We start from the raw sequence: 16,031 nt of genomic DNA, 5'->3' as shown, positions 1-16,031 counted from the left end.
TTTTTTGTTCCCTTATACTCTAAACAAACATCGAATTCAAGGAGGTCGCAAACATGAAGAGAAATAAGATCTTGTCCGTATTGTGGATCAGTATGCTGGCTTTCGTGTTTATTTTAAGCGCTTGCAGCAAAGGGGAAGAAGGCGGAGGCAGTGCGGCGGGTTCATCCACCGATAGCGAAGCCTCGGCCTTGGAGCCGGGCGATCCGTTCGGCAAGTATGATCCCCCCATTCAGCTGGATGCCGTCCGGTTTGTGGGAGAAGAAGTGAAGTTCCCGTCCGGACAGGATATTAAGAACAACGTGTGGACCGACCTTTATAAGGAAATGGGCATCAACCTCAACTATAAATGGGTGGTGACGGGTCAGGAGCAGTATGAATCCAAAATGAATATCGCGATTGCTTCCAATGACCTCCCGGATATCATGCAGGTGACGCCGGAGCAGCTGCGTCAGCTTGCGGACGCCGGGCAATTGGCGGACTTGGCGCCTGCTTTCGAGAATTACGCCAGCGATGACCTGAAGAAGGTCATGGAGATCGAGAAAAACGCGCTCCCTTCCGCGACGTTTGACGGCAAGCTGTTGGCGATCCCGTCCACTCAGCCGGTCATCGGCGGCTCTGCTCCGCTGCTGTGGGTCCGGGAGGATTGGATGGAGAAGCTGAATCTGCCTGAACCGAACACGATGGATGACCTCGTAGCCATTGCGGAGGCGTTTGCCAAGCAGGATCCGGACGGTAACGGCAAGGCGGATACCTACGGACTTGCGCTGACCAAGGATATCGGATTGAACAGCTCTTCGGTAGGTTTCTTTAACGGCTTCGGCGGTTTCCCGCAAATTTGGATCGAAGACGCAGAGGGGCAATTGCAGTTCGGCAGCATTCAGCCGGAGATGAAGGAAGCGCTGGCCAAGCTGCAGGACATGTTCAAGAACAAGCTGATCGACCCGGAATTCGGCGTGAAGGATACCGTCAAGGTCTTTGAATCCGTGACCACCCACAAAATCGGCATGCTGATCGGACCAAGCTGGTATCCGGCATGGCCTTTCTGGGACATGGTGAAAGAGGATGAATCGGTGAAATGGAAGTCCTACCCGATCCCGTCTTTGGAGGGCGGTCCGGCGACGGTGCAGATGCCTTTTGCCGTCTCTCAATATTACGTGGTCAAAAAGGGGTACGAGCATCCCGAGGTCATCGTCAAGCTGGCTAACCAGTACTATGAGAAGCTGTACAGCGACAATGCGGAATTCGACAAGTACGGCCAAATCATTGAAGACGGCGTATCCATAGGGGTCAACAAATATTCGCTGGTTGAGGTCGTCAATCCGAACAAAGACCTGATCCGGCAGGAGGAGCTGGCCAAGGCGCTGGAATCCGAAAGCGACGCGGACACCACCAGCGCCGAAACGAAGATCATGTTCAAGGAGTTCCAGGAATATCTCGCAGGCAACAATCCGATGGGCTGGTCCGGCTATGCCGCCAACGGTCCGGAAGGCTCCATGAAGCAGCTTCGCGATTTGAACGATGCGGGCAAAGTCATCTCGAACGGTTATGTCGGCGCGCCGACCGAGACCATGGCCGACAAAAAAGCGACGCTCGACCGGCTGGAACAGGAAACGTTCATCAAAATCATTTTGGGCGAGGCGAGCATCGACGCCTTTGATGAGTTCGTAGCCAATTGGAAGAAGCTCGGCGGCGACAAGATTACGGAAGAAGTTAATGCATGGAAGGCAGCCAGATAAGGAGTTCGGCTAACGGGAACAGGGGGAGGGAGGTTTCTGACACCCTCCCCTGTTCTCTATTCATCACCTGCTGAAGGCGAATGGGATACACATTGACAGACAGGAGGATCGCCATGTTAAGCAAAAAATTTCGGCGGCAGTGGCCGCTTCATCTGATGATCTTGCCCGGCATCGTCATCGTACTGATCTACAGCTATTGGCCGATGATCGGCATTGCCATGGCCTTTCAGAAATTCGTTCCGTTCAAAGGCCTATTCGGCTCGGATTGGATCGGGCTGGACAATTTCCGTTATGTGTTCGATCTGCCGGAAACCGGCCAAATCATTTGGAATACGGTGTTTATCGCCTTCATGAAAATCATCGGGGGATTGGTCGTGCCGATCATGGTTTCGCTGCTGCTGAATGAGCTGAGGAACGAGCTGATCAAACGGGGCGTGCAGACGCTCGTCTATTTGCCGCATTTTTTGTCGTGGGTCATCCTCGGCGGAATCTTTATCGACATTTTGTCGCCGACGAACGGGATCGTGAACCAAATTTTGGGCTGGTTCGGCATCGAGCCGATTTTTTTCCTGGGCAGCAACCAATGGTTTCCTTATACCCTCGTCATAACGGACATCTGGAAGGAATTCGGCTTTAGCACCATCGTCTATTTGGCTGCATTAACCTCCATCAATCCTTCCCTGTATGAGGCGGCTACGGTCGATGGCGCAAACCGCTGGAAACAGACCTGGCACATCACGCTTCCCGGCATGATGCCGATCATCATTTTGCTGGCGACCCTCTCGCTAGGGAATGTGCTGAATGCCGGTTTTGACCAGGTGTTCAACTTGTACAGCCCGCAGGTGTATGAGAGCGGGGACATTCTGGATACGTTTATTTACCGGATCGGCATGCAGGGTGCCCAGTATGGTGTAGCCACGGCGATCGGCCTGTTCAAATCCTTGATCTCGTTCGTCTTTATCGTGACGTCCTACGCCCTGGCATCCAAGTTCGCCAATTACAGAATATTTTAGGAAGGAAGGTGTCCCGTATGCATAAACCGTCACTCAGCCGCAAATTTTTTCTTGGCTTCAATTACGCTTTTCTGATCGGTCTGGGGCTGCTCTGCTTTCTTCCCATCGTTCATATTCTGGCGGTTTCCCTCAGCTCCAAAGGCGCGGCGACGGCAGGGATCGTGAAGCTGTGGCCCGTCGATTTTACGCTCAGCTCCTATCAGTACGTATTGAACAAGCCGCAATTTATGGTAGCGATGTGGGTCACCGTGCAGCGCGTCGTTCTCGGGACCGGGATCAGCATGCTGCTGACCCTGCTCATCGCTTATCCGCTGTCGAAGGAACCGCGGGATTTTAAATTCCGCACGCAATATGCCTGGTTCTTCGTGTTCACGACCCTGTTCTCCGGAGGCCTTATTCCAAGGTATATGACGATAAGAGATACCGGACTGATCGATACGATTTGGGCATTGGTCATCCCGGGTGCGGTAGCAGTGTTCAACGTGATTTTGCTGCTCAATTTTTTTCGCGGCCTGCCCAAGGAGCTGGAGGAATCCTGCTTCATTGACGGCGGGAGCTACATCACCAGCCTGTGGAAAATATACGCGCCGCTGTCGCTGCCGGCCATGGCCACCGTTACGCTGTTTACGATCGTCGGCCAATGGAACGAATGGTTCGACGGACTGTTACTGATGAATTCTCCGGAAAAATACCCGTTGTCGAGTTATCTTCAGACCGTTATCGTACAGACCAACCTGACGTCGATCAATGCAGACGATGCGGCGGCACTCTCCGAAGTGTCCAACCGAACGTTTAAAGCTGCGCAAATATTCATCGGCTCGCTGCCGATTCTGCTGCTGTATCCTTTCCTCCAGCGTTTTTTCGTCAAAGGGATCGTGCTTGGCAGCGTCAAAGAGTAATTCCGAATTTGCGTTATGTTCGTTTGAGCTCCGTGTCTGCTTTTTCGCAATATATGGTATAATTTTCTATCGAGGTGCTAGGGGCGAGGTGCTATGGCTAGCATCGTAAACTCAGGCTTACCGATCAAGCGATCAAGAGAGGAGAGAGCAGAATGAACGAAGCGTATCTTCAATTGTACGATTATCACATTTGGGCGAACGAAAGACTATGGAACCATTTGCAATCCTTGCCGGAAGGCGTGTTTCTCCAGGAAGTGAATCTGGGCTTTACATCCATCGCCGAAGTCTTCGGTCACCTTGCAGCTGCGGAGGAAGTTTGGTTTGCCCGGATCAAGGAGGAAAGTCCTCCGTCGCTTGCCGCGAGACCGTTCGCGAATTTGGAAGCAGCTCGTCAATATCTGAGCCAGCTCCAAACCAAGCACCAAGAATTTTTAGCGTCGGTTGGCGATATGGGGAAGGTTGTGACTTATCACAACACTGCGGGTGAGGCATTTCAGAATTCGATTTCGGAGATTCTCCAGCAGGTCGTAAATCATGGAACCTACCATAGAGGCAATATCACGACCATGCTTCGGCATTTGGGACACAAAGGAATCATAACGGATTATATTGCTTTTTTAAGAGTGTAGCTTAAACGAAACCACACATAGGGACTTCCTGCTGTCATGATCTCATGAGCACGGGAGTTCTTTTGCTATTTCTACCAAACGGAAATGAGGATGTAAAATAGAATAAGAATGCCAGGTTAACAAGAAGGATGATGGGGAGTCGTTTTTGGTAGAGAATGTTTATAAATATCGTTGGTATAGAGCTTCCTGCGGCTCTCTTATATGATCAATGAAGCGTTGATTTATTTCTAGAAAATCCAACCAGTTTTACAGGGAACATTTAGAGAGAAATATGAACGGGTGCCCGAGCATGAGCGGATGTACTTGGGTGATTTGGATTCTAAAGATTGGGACTGCCAAAGAATCCTCTATCGGCCGGATGAGAAGCGGGAAGTGTAGTGGGTTATCATATCAGCTGGGTTGTTGGGAAAAAAATATTTAAAAAAAGTGAGGTCATTTCAATGTATAGTTCGTACGGAGCGCTGTGTACGGAAGTGTATGATCTGAGCAAACCGTTAGGTTTCTCCTTTGGCGACGTGGAATATTATACAGAGCGCCTAAAAGACGTTAAGGGCAAGGTGCTGGAAGTTGGATGTGGATCGGGCAGGGTATTAATCCCGTTGCTCCAAGCAGGCATCAACATCGAAGGCGTGGATAATTCGGCTGCGATGCTGGATTCCTGCAGAAGAAGATTAGCGGAATTGAGCCTTGAGGCGAAGCTGTTTGAAGACGAGATGCATAACTTTTCGTTGGCGGATGCCTATGACGCCATTATCATTCCAGCAGGATCTTTTCAGTTAGTAGAGGGACGTGAGCGGGCTGAATCGGCTCTGGAACACTATGCTTCCAATTTGACCCCTGGGGGCAGATTGATCGTGGATCTGTATATTCCTACGGATTTCGACGCGAATCACACCTCGACTAGAAGCTGGGAAACTTCCGATAACGAAGTCATCGTTTTGGAGGAAAGACGTACGGAATGCGATCTGCTTGACCAGCGCATCGTATCGATCCTGAAATATGAAAAATGGAAGGAAGGCCATCTGGTGCAGACCGAGCTGCAGCGGTTTCCTCTAAGCTGGTATGGGATGCATGAGTTTGAACTCATGTTAGAGAAGCAGGGATACGATGAGATTACGAAGTCAGCTGACTATCGCTGGATGAATCAACCAGTAAACGCGGGTCAGATGATTACATACGAGGCTAGGAAGGCTTCAAGGGGGCGTTAACAGGCATCAGGGCGTTTATATGAGGTGCCATGGGTACCTTGCGCGATGACGAATAAAAATCAATGAGGTGATGGTATGCCGTATGACTTAGACTTAACTGCTTCAGATGTGGAGCGGTTGCTCCCATACCTCGAGTATTTCCAAAATCCCGGGTCCGTTTTTTACCATGACGTTAATGGATATCGATGTGAAAGCAAGGAAATCGGAAGTTTTCGTAAAGCGTTGGATGATGCTGGCTTCCTCATGGTATTTAACTGGAGCGAATGGTTAGCGGAGAACGAGGTTTATCGAGATTTAGATAACCCTGTGGGGAGCAGCATTCGCAGCGCCGATCTGGTAACCCTTAGAAAATTGATGACCAGTTATGTTCGCGGTGACCGATTCAATGAAGGGTTATTCCTCAGCGTATGCATGAAAGGACATGTTGCTGAAATTTTATTGCGACTGAGAGAGTTGAAGAGCTCGCTTTGATGACGTATAGACATTGAAATTTCAATTCAAATGGTGAACGTAATCGCTCATAAACTTGTCATCTTTAGGCAAGTAGAGTTTGGGGGGACGGCAATGACTACCAAAGCGATTTTTCTCGATTTTTATGGGACTGTAGTTCATGAAGATGATGAGATCATTCCGTTAATATGCCAGAAAATTAAAGAAAGTTCTTCTGAGAATTGTTCGATTCAGGAGATAGGACAATACTGGTGGGCATCATTTTCAAAGATGTTTCAAGAAAGTTATGGGGAAAACTTTGATACTCAAAGAAATCTGGGTAGGATGTCTTTGTGCAAGACGATAGAATTTTATCAATCGAACTGTACGGCAGACGAAATCATACTTGAGCAATTTGAACATTGGCAAAAGCCACGAATTTACGAGGATTCCCTCTCATTTCTGAAGTCATGCGAATTGCCTGTATACATCATTTCCAATATCGATACATCAGATGTGATGGCAGCAATAAAGTTCCACGGTCTAAAGGTAAGTGGAGTGATTACCAGTGAAGACGTCAGATCCTATAAACCAAGATCGGAAATATTTGCAGAAGCATTAAGACGTTATGAGTTAAAGAATACGGACGTACTGCATGTTGGGGATTCATTAACAAGTGATGTTGTAGGAGCCCAAAACATGGGAATCCGAGCCGTTTGGATCAATCGGATGAACAAAATGAAGCCGGATCATATACAACCTAATTACATCATAAAGAAGCTAACGGAATTAGAAGGGATCATGTAGATATTTCAAAGGTGGATAATGATTAATGCTATTGGGAGAACATTATGCATATAAACCTGGTACCCGTTGATCTAGGAAAAAAAGATATCCTGTTTAATTTGTATCAATTGTATTATTACGATTTTAGTGAGTATACGAATCAAGATCTAAATAAAGATGGAAAGTATGATTTGGATATTAATCTGTTTTGGGAGGGAGATGGAAGGTGGCATCCCTTTTTTATAGAAGCCTCGGGAATATTAGTTGGTTTTACAGTCATCCTACATGAAAATATGGATACTGACCCCAATCCGACACATGTTATTTATGATTTTATGATTATTAAGAAATTTAGAAGAAGAGGAATTGGGCATCAAGCAGCAATCAAAGCACTTAATATGTATAAAGCAAATTGGAAGATTGCCCAGATGCAAGTTAACAAGCCTGCAATATCGTTTTGGAGAAAGGTAGTAAAACAATATACAAAAGACAATTATACTGAAGTAGTAAGAGAAGATTCAAAGAAATATGTTCAAACATTCTGTACGAAATAATAACAAACTGTGGTGGTTTATTTAGAAATGTTAAAATAGGAACACTTGTACGTAGATGTGATAAGAGGTAAAATATAACTACAATTGAATCTTGGGTGGGCATGGTTTCCCTTCGAAAGGAGGTGAAGCCGTGGAGGTAAAGGATGCATTAACGATTATGTTTCTATTTGGATCGTTCATTCTTGCTCTTTTAACATACATTAACAATAACAACAAGAAAAAAATAAAAACCCACCCAAAGGTTACGCGCCGAAGGTGGGTTTTTCATTCCTAATGACTTAGAAGGGAATAGACCATCCAAGCCAATTGTACTGACCAAGTGTTGCTGCACTTGGTCTTAATTACATTTATAATACCATAAAATAAATTATGTATCAAAGCTCTAGAAAAATCTGATGAAACGTAGATAATGAGATGTATGCGTCACGGGAAAGTTCTCTCATCTCATATCCCAATTAAATCTTATCATACTTTTTTAGCGGAACCGTTGTTAATGTATAAGGATGCCGTTATCAAGAGGATAAGTAGAAACAAAGATTGAAGACTAGCTGGATACTCAACCTTAAGGAGATGGAAGGACATGATACAATCCATTGTTCATATCGCGTTAGTCGTGAAGGACTATGATGAGGCTATTGCATTTTATACCGAGAAGCTGAATTTTACTTTGATCGAAGATACATATCAGCCCGAACAAGACAAACGCTGGGTGGTTGTTGCTCCTCCCGGGTCGGTTGGCACGACGATATTGCTTGCCAAGGCATCCAAGCCGGAACAAGAGCCGTTTATAGGCAACCAGTCGGGCGGCCGAGTGTTTCTGTTCCTGAATACCGATGACTTCTGGAGAGATTATCGCGAAATGGTGTCGCGGGGAATCGAGTTTGTAAGAGAGCCGAAAGAGCAGGATTACGGCATGGTAGCGGTATTCAAGGATTTGTACGGGAACCTGTGGGATTTGCTGGAGCTGAAAGAAGATCATCCATTGATGAAACGTTTGAAATAATCGGTACATCGATCGTTTATTGAAGAAACGATAAGGAGGAAGCATTAGATGTCCACTATTCTCAATGTGATTGTCATTGCAGCGCATCCCGATGAACCTGAAATCTATGCAGGAGCGATCTCCGCAGCCTACGCAGAGATGGGCCATCGGGTGAAGTTCGTTACGTTAACCGATGGATGCTGCGGCAATCATGAAATGAGCGGGCAGGACCTGATCGACCGTCGTATACGGGAAGCCCATGAGGCTGCCCGGCATCTTGGGGTTCTGGAATATGTCGTTCTGCCCATACCGGATGGCGAATTAATGCCGACACCGGACGTACGCAAGGAAGTGATCCGTCAAATCCGCGGCTGGGAGGCAGATATCGTTATCACGTTCCATCCGGACGGTCCGGCCATGTGGATAACCGAAATGCCGGGAAGGTCGTGCGGGATGCCGCAGATTTTGTGGCGAATGTACCTAATGCCGTGCCCGAAGTACCGTCATTAAAAAAATCCCCGATCTATCTGCTGATGCCGGATTATGCGGCACGGGCGTCATATCAACCGGATATGGTCATCGATGCCGGAGGCGTCATTGAGAAGAAATTGCTGGCCTGCGATGCCCATGCTTCCCAGTTTTACGAGTTTGCCCCTTGGCAGGGCGGTTTCTTGCATGCCGTACCGGATACGTGGGAAGAGAAGCGGGATTTTATTCTGAAGTTTTGGAATCGGTTTCTGCGCGTGTCGGACGAAATGCTGCCTACGCTGACCAAGCTGTATGGTCAAGAGTATGCAGCCGGCGTACAATATGCCGAGCCTTTCGAAATTGCGGATTATGGCCGAAGACCGAATGACGCTGAAATGAAGGTATTGTTCCCGATGCTAACGGGTACTCGCGTGTAATCGATTCTCGGTTAAGCCATAAAAGAGCGGATTTCCTCTTCCGGGAAATCCGCTTTCTTTATATGACCCTCCAGATAAGCTTACACCTTCTCTATTGGTAATTCTGTGACGGGACAGAACCCGGGATTCGCCGAATTTAAAAGCTCGGCAAATGGCGGCTGGAGCTTGGCAAGCTCCGCATAATAACTGCTGATTACATGATTGCCGCTAACCGACCCATTCTGGAAGGTCAATGGCCAGTGAGTATGGACGTGACTGTAATAGTATTTCTTTTCCCGTTTCGGCAGTTTGTAGATACTAGGCGGTGCATGAGTGACGACATCGAACAGGTTGGCTATACGAAAGCTGCTTCGAACATATTTGGCAAAGGCCTTCGCAAAATCGGGATCGCCTACGCGCGGTGATCCGTAAGTGAATACATGGGGGGATTGGTGATCCGTGTTCGCGGCAACATCCACGGCGCACAAGGTGGCAAGTGCCCCTCCGAGACTGTGGCCTGTAATGAACAAGGTCTTATCGACAGGCAATCTTGCAAGCGCCGACATGATCTGCCCGCGGGCGGAAGCGTAGATGCTGGTGAAGCCGCGGTGCGTGAGCGCGGGATCTTTGATGTATTTGAAGTTCTTTTGGGAGGCTATGGCATCCGTGATCCAATCCGTGGAGGACATGGTACCCCGAAAGGCGATGATAATCTCCTCCGGCGATTCAAGGATAAACCCGAAGCGTTCCGACACGCGGATTAAGGAATTCGCTTCAATGGTGTCGAACAGCGAGAAGTTTAGCGGAAGGACAAATGAGCCGTCCGTGTTGGTGAATTGTGTATAGGTTTGTCCGCAGATCGCCGCCAGGAAAATGGCCCATTGTTCTTGCTCCGTGCTCGCACCCATGTACATCCCGCCCTTCTGTTCTCCTACACTATATTAGGGAGAGGAAGGAAAGGTGCCTATTGCCCGTTGGTTTGTCAAACGGTTATCAACCGAAGGGAGTCCGCGGGATTTCCTGACTTTGAGGGTTTGGGAAGAACCAAGTAATATGGTACCATTCTATAGACATGGATTGGTCTTTGGTCTAACCGTGTAAAGGCATTCGAGGTTTCAGATTGTACTTATACGATACATAGAGAGCAGGGTTAAATAGAAATGACGGATAATAATCAACAACGCTTCCGTTTCAGTGAAGCACCCATCTGGGAACTACAGCGGACATATTATGAAGAACTGGGGATGAAGGCGTGGAATAATGATCAGGTCCCGCAGTATATTACGAGCAACCCCATGATTGCTACGGCTTACGCCGAAATGGTATTCGGTTTTCTTCGAGATCGCGCGGGTCGGGGCGATATCATCGAACCCGTGACGATTCTGGAATTGGGCGCCGGAGCCGGACGCCTCGGTTACCATGTGCTGCACAAGCTGTGCGAGCTGAGAGATGATTCGGGGATAGCGCTGCCTCCTTTCCGCTATGTCATGACGGATTTGCCGATGAAAAATGTGACGGCATGGCAGCAGCATCCTGCCATGCAATCGTATATTGAGCAGGGACTGCTGGATTTCGGAAGGTTCGATGCCGTGCATGATACGGAATTGAACTTGGTCGTATCGAAGACCACGATTCGTCCCGGAGACTTAAAGCAGCCGCTGCTGATCGTCGCCAATTATTTTTTTGACGGCATTCCGCAAGAATTGATCTACGTCGGGGAAGGCCAGATTTATGAGAGCGATGTGGTCATCGAATTTCCGGAGCAGCACCATAAGCTCAAGCCCGCTGAGGCGCTGGAACGAATGAAGCTGGCCTACGAGCACCGCCGGGCACCAAGATACGAAGAAGATACTTACCCTTATCGCGATGTGATTGCTCATTACCAGCAAGAGCTGGAGGATTCGCATATCCTGTTTCCGGAGGTGGGCTTAACCTGCTTGGAACGTCTGAATCGGTTATCCACGTCAGGTTTCATGCTCCTCACGGCGGATAAAGGAGATCATCGCATCGATAATTGGAAATTCGCCGAACCGCCGCAATTAATTTACCATGGCAGCTTTTCGCTAACGGCTAATTATCACGCGCTGCAGCATGTGTTCGAACAGCGAGGCGCACTGGCCATGTTCCCTACGCAGCATTATAAGAATATTAACGTCGGCTGCATTCTCATGCTGGAAGCACCGGCAAGTTATGCCAATACCCGGCTCGCTTACCGTCAATTCATCGAACGCTTCGGACCGGATGAATTCTTCAGTATGAAAGAATGGGTCGACCGGAATATTGAAAGCATGGGCTTGCAGCAAATTTTGTCCTTCTGGCGATTGGGCGGGTATGACGCCGAGTTCTTCATTCAGAGCGCGAAGCGCATCTCGAATCTGCTGCCGGAGGCCAATGACGAAGAAATGCTGGATATCCGTGCAGGCATCTTCAAGATGTGGTCATCGTATTATGTGATGGAACAGCGTTATGATCTGGCTCTGGACGCGGGACTGGTGCTGTTTGAGATGGATATGTACGAGGAGGCCAAGTTCTTCCTGAAGGAATCCGTGGACACGGATGAAGACGAGCCGGTGCCAACGGTATTATACTGTTTGGCGATCTGTTGTTACGAGCTTGGCCTGGACGAGGAGGCTCTGGAATATACGCGCGAGGCGCTCGTTCTGGAGCCCGATCATGAAGAGGCTTTGGCTTTGCTGAAATGCTTTGAGTAAATGGATTGCGTTTTTTTCATGATCATGAAGGAAGTTAATCATTCTTCCCTATGCAAAAGAACAACACATCAGACCCGGCCTCCCGAGATTCTTACTTGGCCGGGTCTGTTTATTTTGAAACGCTTAATGCTCAGATGGCTCTGCGCGTTTCCGGGAAGTGGAGTATAATGTATAAGGACATCGATTGCAATGATACGGACAGACCAACATATAACGACAGGTGAAAAACAATGAGAATAGCTTTTTTTGATTCAGGTTTAGGCGGTTTAACCGTGTTAACGGCGGCTATGAAAAAGCTGCCCCATGAAGACTTTTTATTTTTGGCGGATACGCTCCATGTGCCATATGGCACCAAAGCTAAGGAAGACGTGAAAGCTTACATACATCAAGCGATGGAAACCATCATGCAGGAAGAGGTCAAAGCCATTGTCGTTGCGTGCAACACGGCTACAAGCATGGCAATCTCCGATTTAAGGAAGGCTTATCCGATCCCGGTTATCGGGATGGAGCCTGCCGTAAAACCGGCTGTTGAAATTAACCGCGCCAGCGGGAAGCGAATCCTGGTGCTTGCCACGCCGCTGACCCTAAAGGAGTCGAAGTATAAGGACCTGGTCCGGCGAGTCGATAGCATGCATATCGTGGATTCCCAGCCTTTACCGGAGCTGGTCGAGCACTGTGAGGCTTTGAATTTCGCCCCCGAGATCATGAACGCATACTTCACGAAGAAGTTTGAAGCTTTTGATCTGAATGAGTATGGAACGATCGTTTTGGGCTGTACGCACTATCCTTTTTACAAAAGGATTTTGTCGGATCTGCTGCCGGATCATATCCGAATTATCGATGGCAGCGAAGGTACCGTGAACAGACTCATCCAAGTATTGAGCGACCAGGATCTGCTCAGCTCCAGCGGGAGTCAGGATGTTAAGCTGCTAAATTCAAGCCAATCCGCGGAGTATACTCAGAAGATGGAGAAAGCGCTCAGCATATACAGGGAGATTGAGGGATAGGAAAACTGGAGCATCGACAAAGGAGGATGGGATCATGAATCGCTATCTTTCCATTTTGATCATTATTTTTCTTTCCGTTGTAAGTACCGCTTGTGGCAATTCCTCGTCAGATTTGGTTCGGGGTGAAGGTTACATCTTAGAAAAAAATGATCATCAGCTCCTAGTGCTGGATCGAAAATTTGAAGGTGAAACCTGGGATGATATTTTCCTCGAATACGAGGGACCGGCGATCTGGATAACGACCAAAACTGCTTCGAAGTATGAACAAGGACAGAAAATACAATATTGGCTCAAGCCCGGGATAAACGATTCCTATCCTTCTCAGGCCAGTGCTCAGAAAATAAAAATCGTCGAGGAGTAACGATCCGCATTTCATCCTACAACGGTTAAGTTTGGATAAAAACACGGGAAAGGACCGGAAAATTGAAATTAAAGTTACTAATCATCTGTGTGTTAGTGATTCTGGTTGGTTGTAATCGACAAGACGATGAGATTATCACGGAAACGCCTAAAGAACAACATGTTAAATTCCTCGAGGATTACGGATGGAGCATTGACAGATTCGCATCCGAAACAAAGTATGCTCCTTCGACATTACCATCCTATCAAAAGCATGTGAAGGACTTGAAAGATTTGGGACATGTGGACTTAGCGTCATTTCTGGATAGAGAGGTTATAGAGACGGGCTATATTTTGCAAGAGAAAACAACGACGTATAATCAGATTGTAGGATATATACTGGAGTCAGATCATGAAATCATAGGTGGGTATCTGGTATTCAATGATGAACTCGAACAAAAGGACGGTACATTTACAATTGATCAAAGTGAGATGAATCCCATGCTTCATCGCAAGGATCTAGGAAGCAACATTCTGCCTTAATCGGGTCGGCCGACCGTTGATTATAATAAAAGAGCACCAACGGAGGTGAATTTAACCAGGAAGCATGAAGAGTCAGCTGATTGGCCGAAGACTTTGTTGTTCAGCAGCTTCGAAGACTGGGTGAATACATCGATGTTACCCGATAACAGGGATTATAAGTTCAATCATAAAATAAGAAAGGATGGACGCTATCCATGATCGGTTTCATTGTGATTATCTTGATTGTCGGCTTGGCCGGGATTATCAGCAATCAATATGCTGCCCTGAGAAGAATGGAGCGCATGCAGCGTTCTCTGGATGAGCTTAATATGAGAATACATGAAATGAAGAATGATGAATCCAAGCGATAACCTATCAAACGGCAGGTGTATGATATGAACTCTTTTAATCAATCAAAAAAAGAAATCAGAACAACGTTTGAGATCGACTTGCTGCACTTTGCCCAAGCGAAAGAACCTACAAAACCGCCTCACCCCTGGACGTCTGAGGTCATCATTCCGGCTTCCGGATGCATTGCTTGCGGTTGGGATGCCGATGAGAATCTGGTTCTGATCAGCAGCTCCGGTTACAGTTTGACGCAGGCCATAACCGGAACCGTCATTCACAGAGACCGGGACTCTGACCTAACGGAAGACCATATGAGCGGAGACCACTTAAGTTTTCGTATTCCGCTCAGCGGACAGGACATTTCGATTTTTGGATTTGAGTCGGGGGATGGGATTCACGTAACAAACGATGGCTGGATGCTGGAAGTCATTCATCCTTGGTGGCCAAGGGCTTCCGTTATATTGGACCAGGTGTTCGTCCCTAATTATGAGTATCTGAAGCAAGCCACGATGATTGATTTGAACCGGCTGGACGGAAAAATAAAATGTGGTTTTTCACCGTCGGGCAAACACTTCGTTATTTTGGGGTCTGGCGGTGCGCTTTTGTATTCTAGGGAGTAATCGAGATCCATCACCTGACGTTCTTGTATCCAATTTACATGTGAGGGACTGCTGTTCCGCTCAAGGAGAAATAAAATGACAAAGCCGCAAATAACCTATGGCATGTATACAATGTGTATGATTCGGAATGACGACAAGGTTTTGCTTATTAATCGTCCGGACCAGCTCGGTTTTCCCGGTTACCTTGGGCCTGGAGGAAAAGTGGAATTCCCGGAGAGCCTATCGGAAGGTGCAATTCGTGAGGTTTATGAAGAAACCGGGCTGATTGTCAAAAACCTGGAGTATAAAGGCATAGATGAGTATGTGGTTCCCCAGACGAATTATCGTTACATGGTATTTAACTATTTGACAGATTCTTACGAAGGTGAACTCTTAGCGAATCCGCCAGAAGGCGAGCTCGTTTGGGTACCGATTCAAGAGGCGATGGATTTACCTATGCAGCCCTGGTTCAAACGAAGGTTTCCCCTTTACTTTGAAGAGGGGACTTTTGAAATCTCCATTATCTGGGATGAAGATGGACAGAAGCCGATCGAAGAGAGAATCAGAAATTTACGATGATAAGATGGATTGCGGTGTAACCAGAATGGGAGAAAACAATCGATGCTGAAATACAATATTTGTTTCGTTCGGCGCGGTGATGAGATTTTATTATTAAACCGTGATAGAGCACCATGGATGGGATGTTGGAATGGAGTGGGGGGCAAGCTTGAAAGCAACGAGACGCCCAGAGACTCCATGATACGTGAGCTGTATGAGGAGACGAATATTCGGGATAAGGATTGCCGATTAACCTTCAAAGGCCTTGTCACTTGGACATCGGAAGGCAGGAATCTGGGAGGAATGTACCTTTATCTTGCCGAAGTACCTGAGGACTACATTAATGAGACCCCAAAAAAGACGGACGAGGGCATTTTGGATTGGAAATCCACGCAATGGATTCTGACTGCAGGAAATGCCGGAATCGCAGCCAATATCCCTAAGTCGCTCGAGCTGATATTGAATGATCCGAATTGTTACGAACATCATTGTACGTATAAGGATGGTAAACTACTGCAGCACACATCGGTTGAGATAAGTTCTCTGGTTGAAACGAACGAGGAGATAAGAGCCGAATTATTTAAGAAATATCTAGAAGAACAGGTTAGGTATTAACCTGGCATAAAATCTATCACACCACATGACCCGACTCGGATTGGAATGATCTTAGGCGGGTTTTGTTGTTATATGCGGGAGGAATTATGCGAATTAAAAATATGCTTTTACTCGTTTTACTGCTTCTGGTTGCATGCTCTCCGGTCGAAGAATCCGTATCGGCTAAAGCTTCAACACCCACAAACGAACAAGCGGACGCTGTAGACCTTCAG

Annotated in this window: 20 protein-coding genes and 2 pseudogenes; 21 read left to right on the top strand and 1 reads right to left on the bottom strand. The window is 47.3% G+C overall.

The window, feature by feature from the left end; all coding sequences use genetic code 11:
- The first annotated feature begins 53 nt into the window (after positions 1-53).
- The 13 genes and pseudogenes from MHH82_RS22550 to MHH82_RS22495 all read left to right on the top strand — a co-directional run bounded on the left by MHH82_RS22550 (position 54) and on the right by MHH82_RS22495 (position 9,141).
- Positions 54-1,736: an extracellular solute-binding protein gene (locus MHH82_RS22550; RefSeq protein ID WP_340967912.1), complete on the top strand. Its 1,683-nt coding sequence runs from the start codon at positions 54-56 to the stop codon at positions 1,734-1,736.
- Positions 1,737-1,849: 113 nt separating this feature from the next.
- The gene (locus MHH82_RS22545) at positions 1,850-2,749 is read left to right on the top strand and encodes an ABC transporter permease (protein WP_340967911.1); all 900 of its coding nucleotides are present in this window, start codon (positions 1,850-1,852) and stop codon (positions 2,747-2,749) included.
- Positions 2,750-2,766: 17 nt separating this feature from the next.
- Entirely contained in the window at positions 2,767-3,648 is an 882-nt protein-coding gene (locus MHH82_RS22540) for a carbohydrate ABC transporter permease (protein WP_009589917.1), read from the top strand.
- A gap of 152 nt (positions 3,649-3,800) precedes the next feature.
- Complete coding sequence (locus MHH82_RS22535; RefSeq protein WP_340967910.1) at positions 3,801-4,277, top strand: DinB family protein; 477 nt, start codon at positions 3,801-3,803, stop codon at positions 4,275-4,277.
- Positions 4,278-4,538: 261 nt separating this feature from the next.
- Positions 4,539-4,655: pseudogene (locus MHH82_RS41685) on the top strand (DUF7639 domain-containing protein); the annotation flags it as partial.
- Between the two features lie 62 nt (positions 4,656-4,717).
- Positions 4,718-5,485 carry a class I SAM-dependent methyltransferase gene (locus MHH82_RS22530; protein WP_340967909.1) on the top strand — a complete coding sequence of 256 codons (768 nt, stop codon included), beginning with the start codon at positions 4,718-4,720 and terminating at the stop codon, positions 5,483-5,485.
- Between the two features lie 75 nt (positions 5,486-5,560).
- The gene (locus MHH82_RS22525) at positions 5,561-5,956 is read left to right on the top strand and encodes a DUF6508 domain-containing protein (protein WP_145037357.1); all 396 of its coding nucleotides are present in this window, start codon (positions 5,561-5,563) and stop codon (positions 5,954-5,956) included.
- A 93-nt stretch (positions 5,957-6,049) separates the two neighbouring features.
- Positions 6,050-6,721 (top strand): HAD family hydrolase, encoded by a 672-nt coding sequence (locus tag MHH82_RS22520; protein ID WP_340967908.1) that lies wholly within the window; start codon positions 6,050-6,052, stop codon positions 6,719-6,721.
- A 44-nt stretch (positions 6,722-6,765) separates the two neighbouring features.
- Positions 6,766-7,254: a GNAT family N-acetyltransferase gene (locus MHH82_RS22515; protein WP_340967907.1), complete on the top strand. Its 489-nt coding sequence runs from the start codon at positions 6,766-6,768 to the stop codon at positions 7,252-7,254.
- 130 nt (positions 7,255-7,384) lie between these two features.
- Positions 7,385-7,477: pseudogene (gene comI / locus MHH82_RS22510) on the top strand (competence inhibitor ComI); the annotation flags it as partial.
- A gap of 357 nt (positions 7,478-7,834) precedes the next feature.
- Positions 7,835-8,257: a VOC family protein gene (locus MHH82_RS22505; protein WP_009589923.1), complete on the top strand. Its 423-nt coding sequence runs from the start codon at positions 7,835-7,837 to the stop codon at positions 8,255-8,257.
- Between the two features lie 48 nt (positions 8,258-8,305).
- Positions 8,306-8,746: a PIG-L deacetylase family protein gene (locus tag MHH82_RS22500; RefSeq protein WP_340967905.1), complete on the top strand. Its 441-nt coding sequence runs from the start codon at positions 8,306-8,308 to the stop codon at positions 8,744-8,746.
- Positions 8,656-9,141: a hypothetical protein gene (locus MHH82_RS22495; protein WP_340967904.1), complete on the top strand. Its 486-nt coding sequence runs from the start codon at positions 8,656-8,658 to the stop codon at positions 9,139-9,141. Before MHH82_RS22500 ends, MHH82_RS22495 begins: the two co-directional genes overlap by 91 nt.
- Before the next feature lie 80 nt (positions 9,142-9,221).
- Here MHH82_RS22495 and MHH82_RS22490 read toward each other — a convergent pair whose 3' ends face one another.
- Positions 9,222-10,028, bottom strand: a complete 807-nt coding sequence (locus MHH82_RS22490) for a lipase family protein (RefSeq protein WP_036664324.1) — start codon at positions 10,026-10,028, stop codon at positions 9,222-9,224.
- A 252-nt stretch (positions 10,029-10,280) separates the two neighbouring features.
- Here MHH82_RS22490 and MHH82_RS22485 point away from each other — a divergent pair, with 252 nt between their 5' ends.
- The 8 genes from MHH82_RS22485 (at position 10,281) to MHH82_RS22450 (ending at position 15,819) form a co-directional block, all read left to right on the top strand.
- Positions 10,281-11,831 (top strand): tetratricopeptide repeat protein, encoded by a 1,551-nt coding sequence (locus MHH82_RS22485; RefSeq protein ID WP_340967903.1) that lies wholly within the window; start codon positions 10,281-10,283, stop codon positions 11,829-11,831.
- Between the two features lie 230 nt (positions 11,832-12,061).
- Entirely contained in the window at positions 12,062-12,838 is a 777-nt protein-coding gene (gene murI, locus MHH82_RS22480; RefSeq protein ID WP_340967902.1) for a glutamate racemase, read from the top strand.
- Positions 12,839-12,872: 34 nt separating this feature from the next.
- Positions 12,873-13,199, top strand: a complete 327-nt coding sequence (locus MHH82_RS22475) for a YobA family protein (protein ID WP_015736561.1) — start codon at positions 12,873-12,875, stop codon at positions 13,197-13,199.
- 62 nt (positions 13,200-13,261) lie between these two features.
- Positions 13,262-13,720, top strand: a complete 459-nt coding sequence (locus MHH82_RS22470; RefSeq protein ID WP_340967901.1) for a DUF4830 domain-containing protein — start codon at positions 13,262-13,264, stop codon at positions 13,718-13,720.
- Between the two features lie 194 nt (positions 13,721-13,914).
- Complete coding sequence (locus MHH82_RS22465; RefSeq protein ID WP_015736559.1) at positions 13,915-14,070, top strand: hypothetical protein; 156 nt, start codon at positions 13,915-13,917, stop codon at positions 14,068-14,070.
- A gap of 24 nt (positions 14,071-14,094) precedes the next feature.
- A complete protein-coding gene (locus MHH82_RS22460; RefSeq protein WP_340967900.1) occupies positions 14,095-14,667 on the top strand; it encodes a hypothetical protein in 573 nt (190 codons plus the stop codon).
- A gap of 75 nt (positions 14,668-14,742) precedes the next feature.
- Positions 14,743-15,225: an 8-oxo-dGTP diphosphatase gene (locus MHH82_RS22455; protein ID WP_015736557.1), complete on the top strand. Its 483-nt coding sequence runs from the start codon at positions 14,743-14,745 to the stop codon at positions 15,223-15,225.
- A 42-nt stretch (positions 15,226-15,267) separates the two neighbouring features.
- Positions 15,268-15,819 (top strand): NUDIX hydrolase, encoded by a 552-nt coding sequence (locus MHH82_RS22450; RefSeq protein ID WP_340967899.1) that lies wholly within the window; start codon positions 15,268-15,270, stop codon positions 15,817-15,819.
- Positions 15,820-16,031: the final 212 nt, after the last annotated feature.

The sequence above is a fragment of the Bacillus sp. FSL K6-6540 genome (assembly GCF_038007545.1).
Note: the sequence above shows the minus strand (reverse complement) of the source record. Positions and strands in the feature narration are given on the sequence as shown.

Bases quoted from the DNA above. Each gene is read 5' to 3' on its own strand.
- MHH82_RS22450 (WP_340967899.1), top strand. From the start codon at position 15,268: ATGCTGAAATACAATATTTGTTTCGTTCGGCGCGGTGATGAGATTTTA.
- MHH82_RS22505 (WP_009589923.1), top strand. From the start codon at position 7,835: ATGATACAATCCATTGTTCATATCGCGTTAGTCGTGAAGGACTATGAT.
- MHH82_RS22455 (WP_015736557.1), top strand. From the start codon at position 14,743: ATGACAAAGCCGCAAATAACCTATGGCATGTATACAATGTGTATGATT.
- MHH82_RS22535 (WP_340967910.1), top strand. From the start codon at position 3,801: ATGAACGAAGCGTATCTTCAATTGTACGATTATCACATTTGGGCGAAC.
- MHH82_RS22490 (WP_036664324.1), bottom strand. From the start codon at position 10,028: ATGGGTGCGAGCACGGAGCAAGAACAATGGGCCATTTTCCTGGCGGCG.
- murI (WP_340967902.1), top strand. From the start codon at position 12,062: ATGAGAATAGCTTTTTTTGATTCAGGTTTAGGCGGTTTAACCGTGTTA.
- MHH82_RS22530 (WP_340967909.1), top strand. From the start codon at position 4,718: ATGTATAGTTCGTACGGAGCGCTGTGTACGGAAGTGTATGATCTGAGC.
- MHH82_RS22525 (WP_145037357.1), top strand. From the start codon at position 5,561: ATGCCGTATGACTTAGACTTAACTGCTTCAGATGTGGAGCGGTTGCTC.
- MHH82_RS22540 (WP_009589917.1), top strand. From the start codon at position 2,767: ATGCATAAACCGTCACTCAGCCGCAAATTTTTTCTTGGCTTCAATTAC.
- MHH82_RS22520 (WP_340967908.1), top strand. From the start codon at position 6,050: ATGACTACCAAAGCGATTTTTCTCGATTTTTATGGGACTGTAGTTCAT.
- MHH82_RS22500 (WP_340967905.1), top strand. From the start codon at position 8,306: ATGTCCACTATTCTCAATGTGATTGTCATTGCAGCGCATCCCGATGAA.
- MHH82_RS22460 (WP_340967900.1), top strand. From the start codon at position 14,095: ATGAACTCTTTTAATCAATCAAAAAAAGAAATCAGAACAACGTTTGAG.
- MHH82_RS22465 (WP_015736559.1), top strand. From the start codon at position 13,915: ATGATCGGTTTCATTGTGATTATCTTGATTGTCGGCTTGGCCGGGATT.
- MHH82_RS22475 (WP_015736561.1), top strand. From the start codon at position 12,873: ATGAATCGCTATCTTTCCATTTTGATCATTATTTTTCTTTCCGTTGTA.
- MHH82_RS22485 (WP_340967903.1), top strand. From the start codon at position 10,281: ATGACGGATAATAATCAACAACGCTTCCGTTTCAGTGAAGCACCCATC.
- MHH82_RS22515 (WP_340967907.1), top strand. From the start codon at position 6,766: ATGCATATAAACCTGGTACCCGTTGATCTAGGAAAAAAAGATATCCTG.
- MHH82_RS22545 (WP_340967911.1), top strand. From the start codon at position 1,850: ATGTTAAGCAAAAAATTTCGGCGGCAGTGGCCGCTTCATCTGATGATC.
- MHH82_RS22550 (WP_340967912.1), top strand. From the start codon at position 54: ATGAAGAGAAATAAGATCTTGTCCGTATTGTGGATCAGTATGCTGGCT.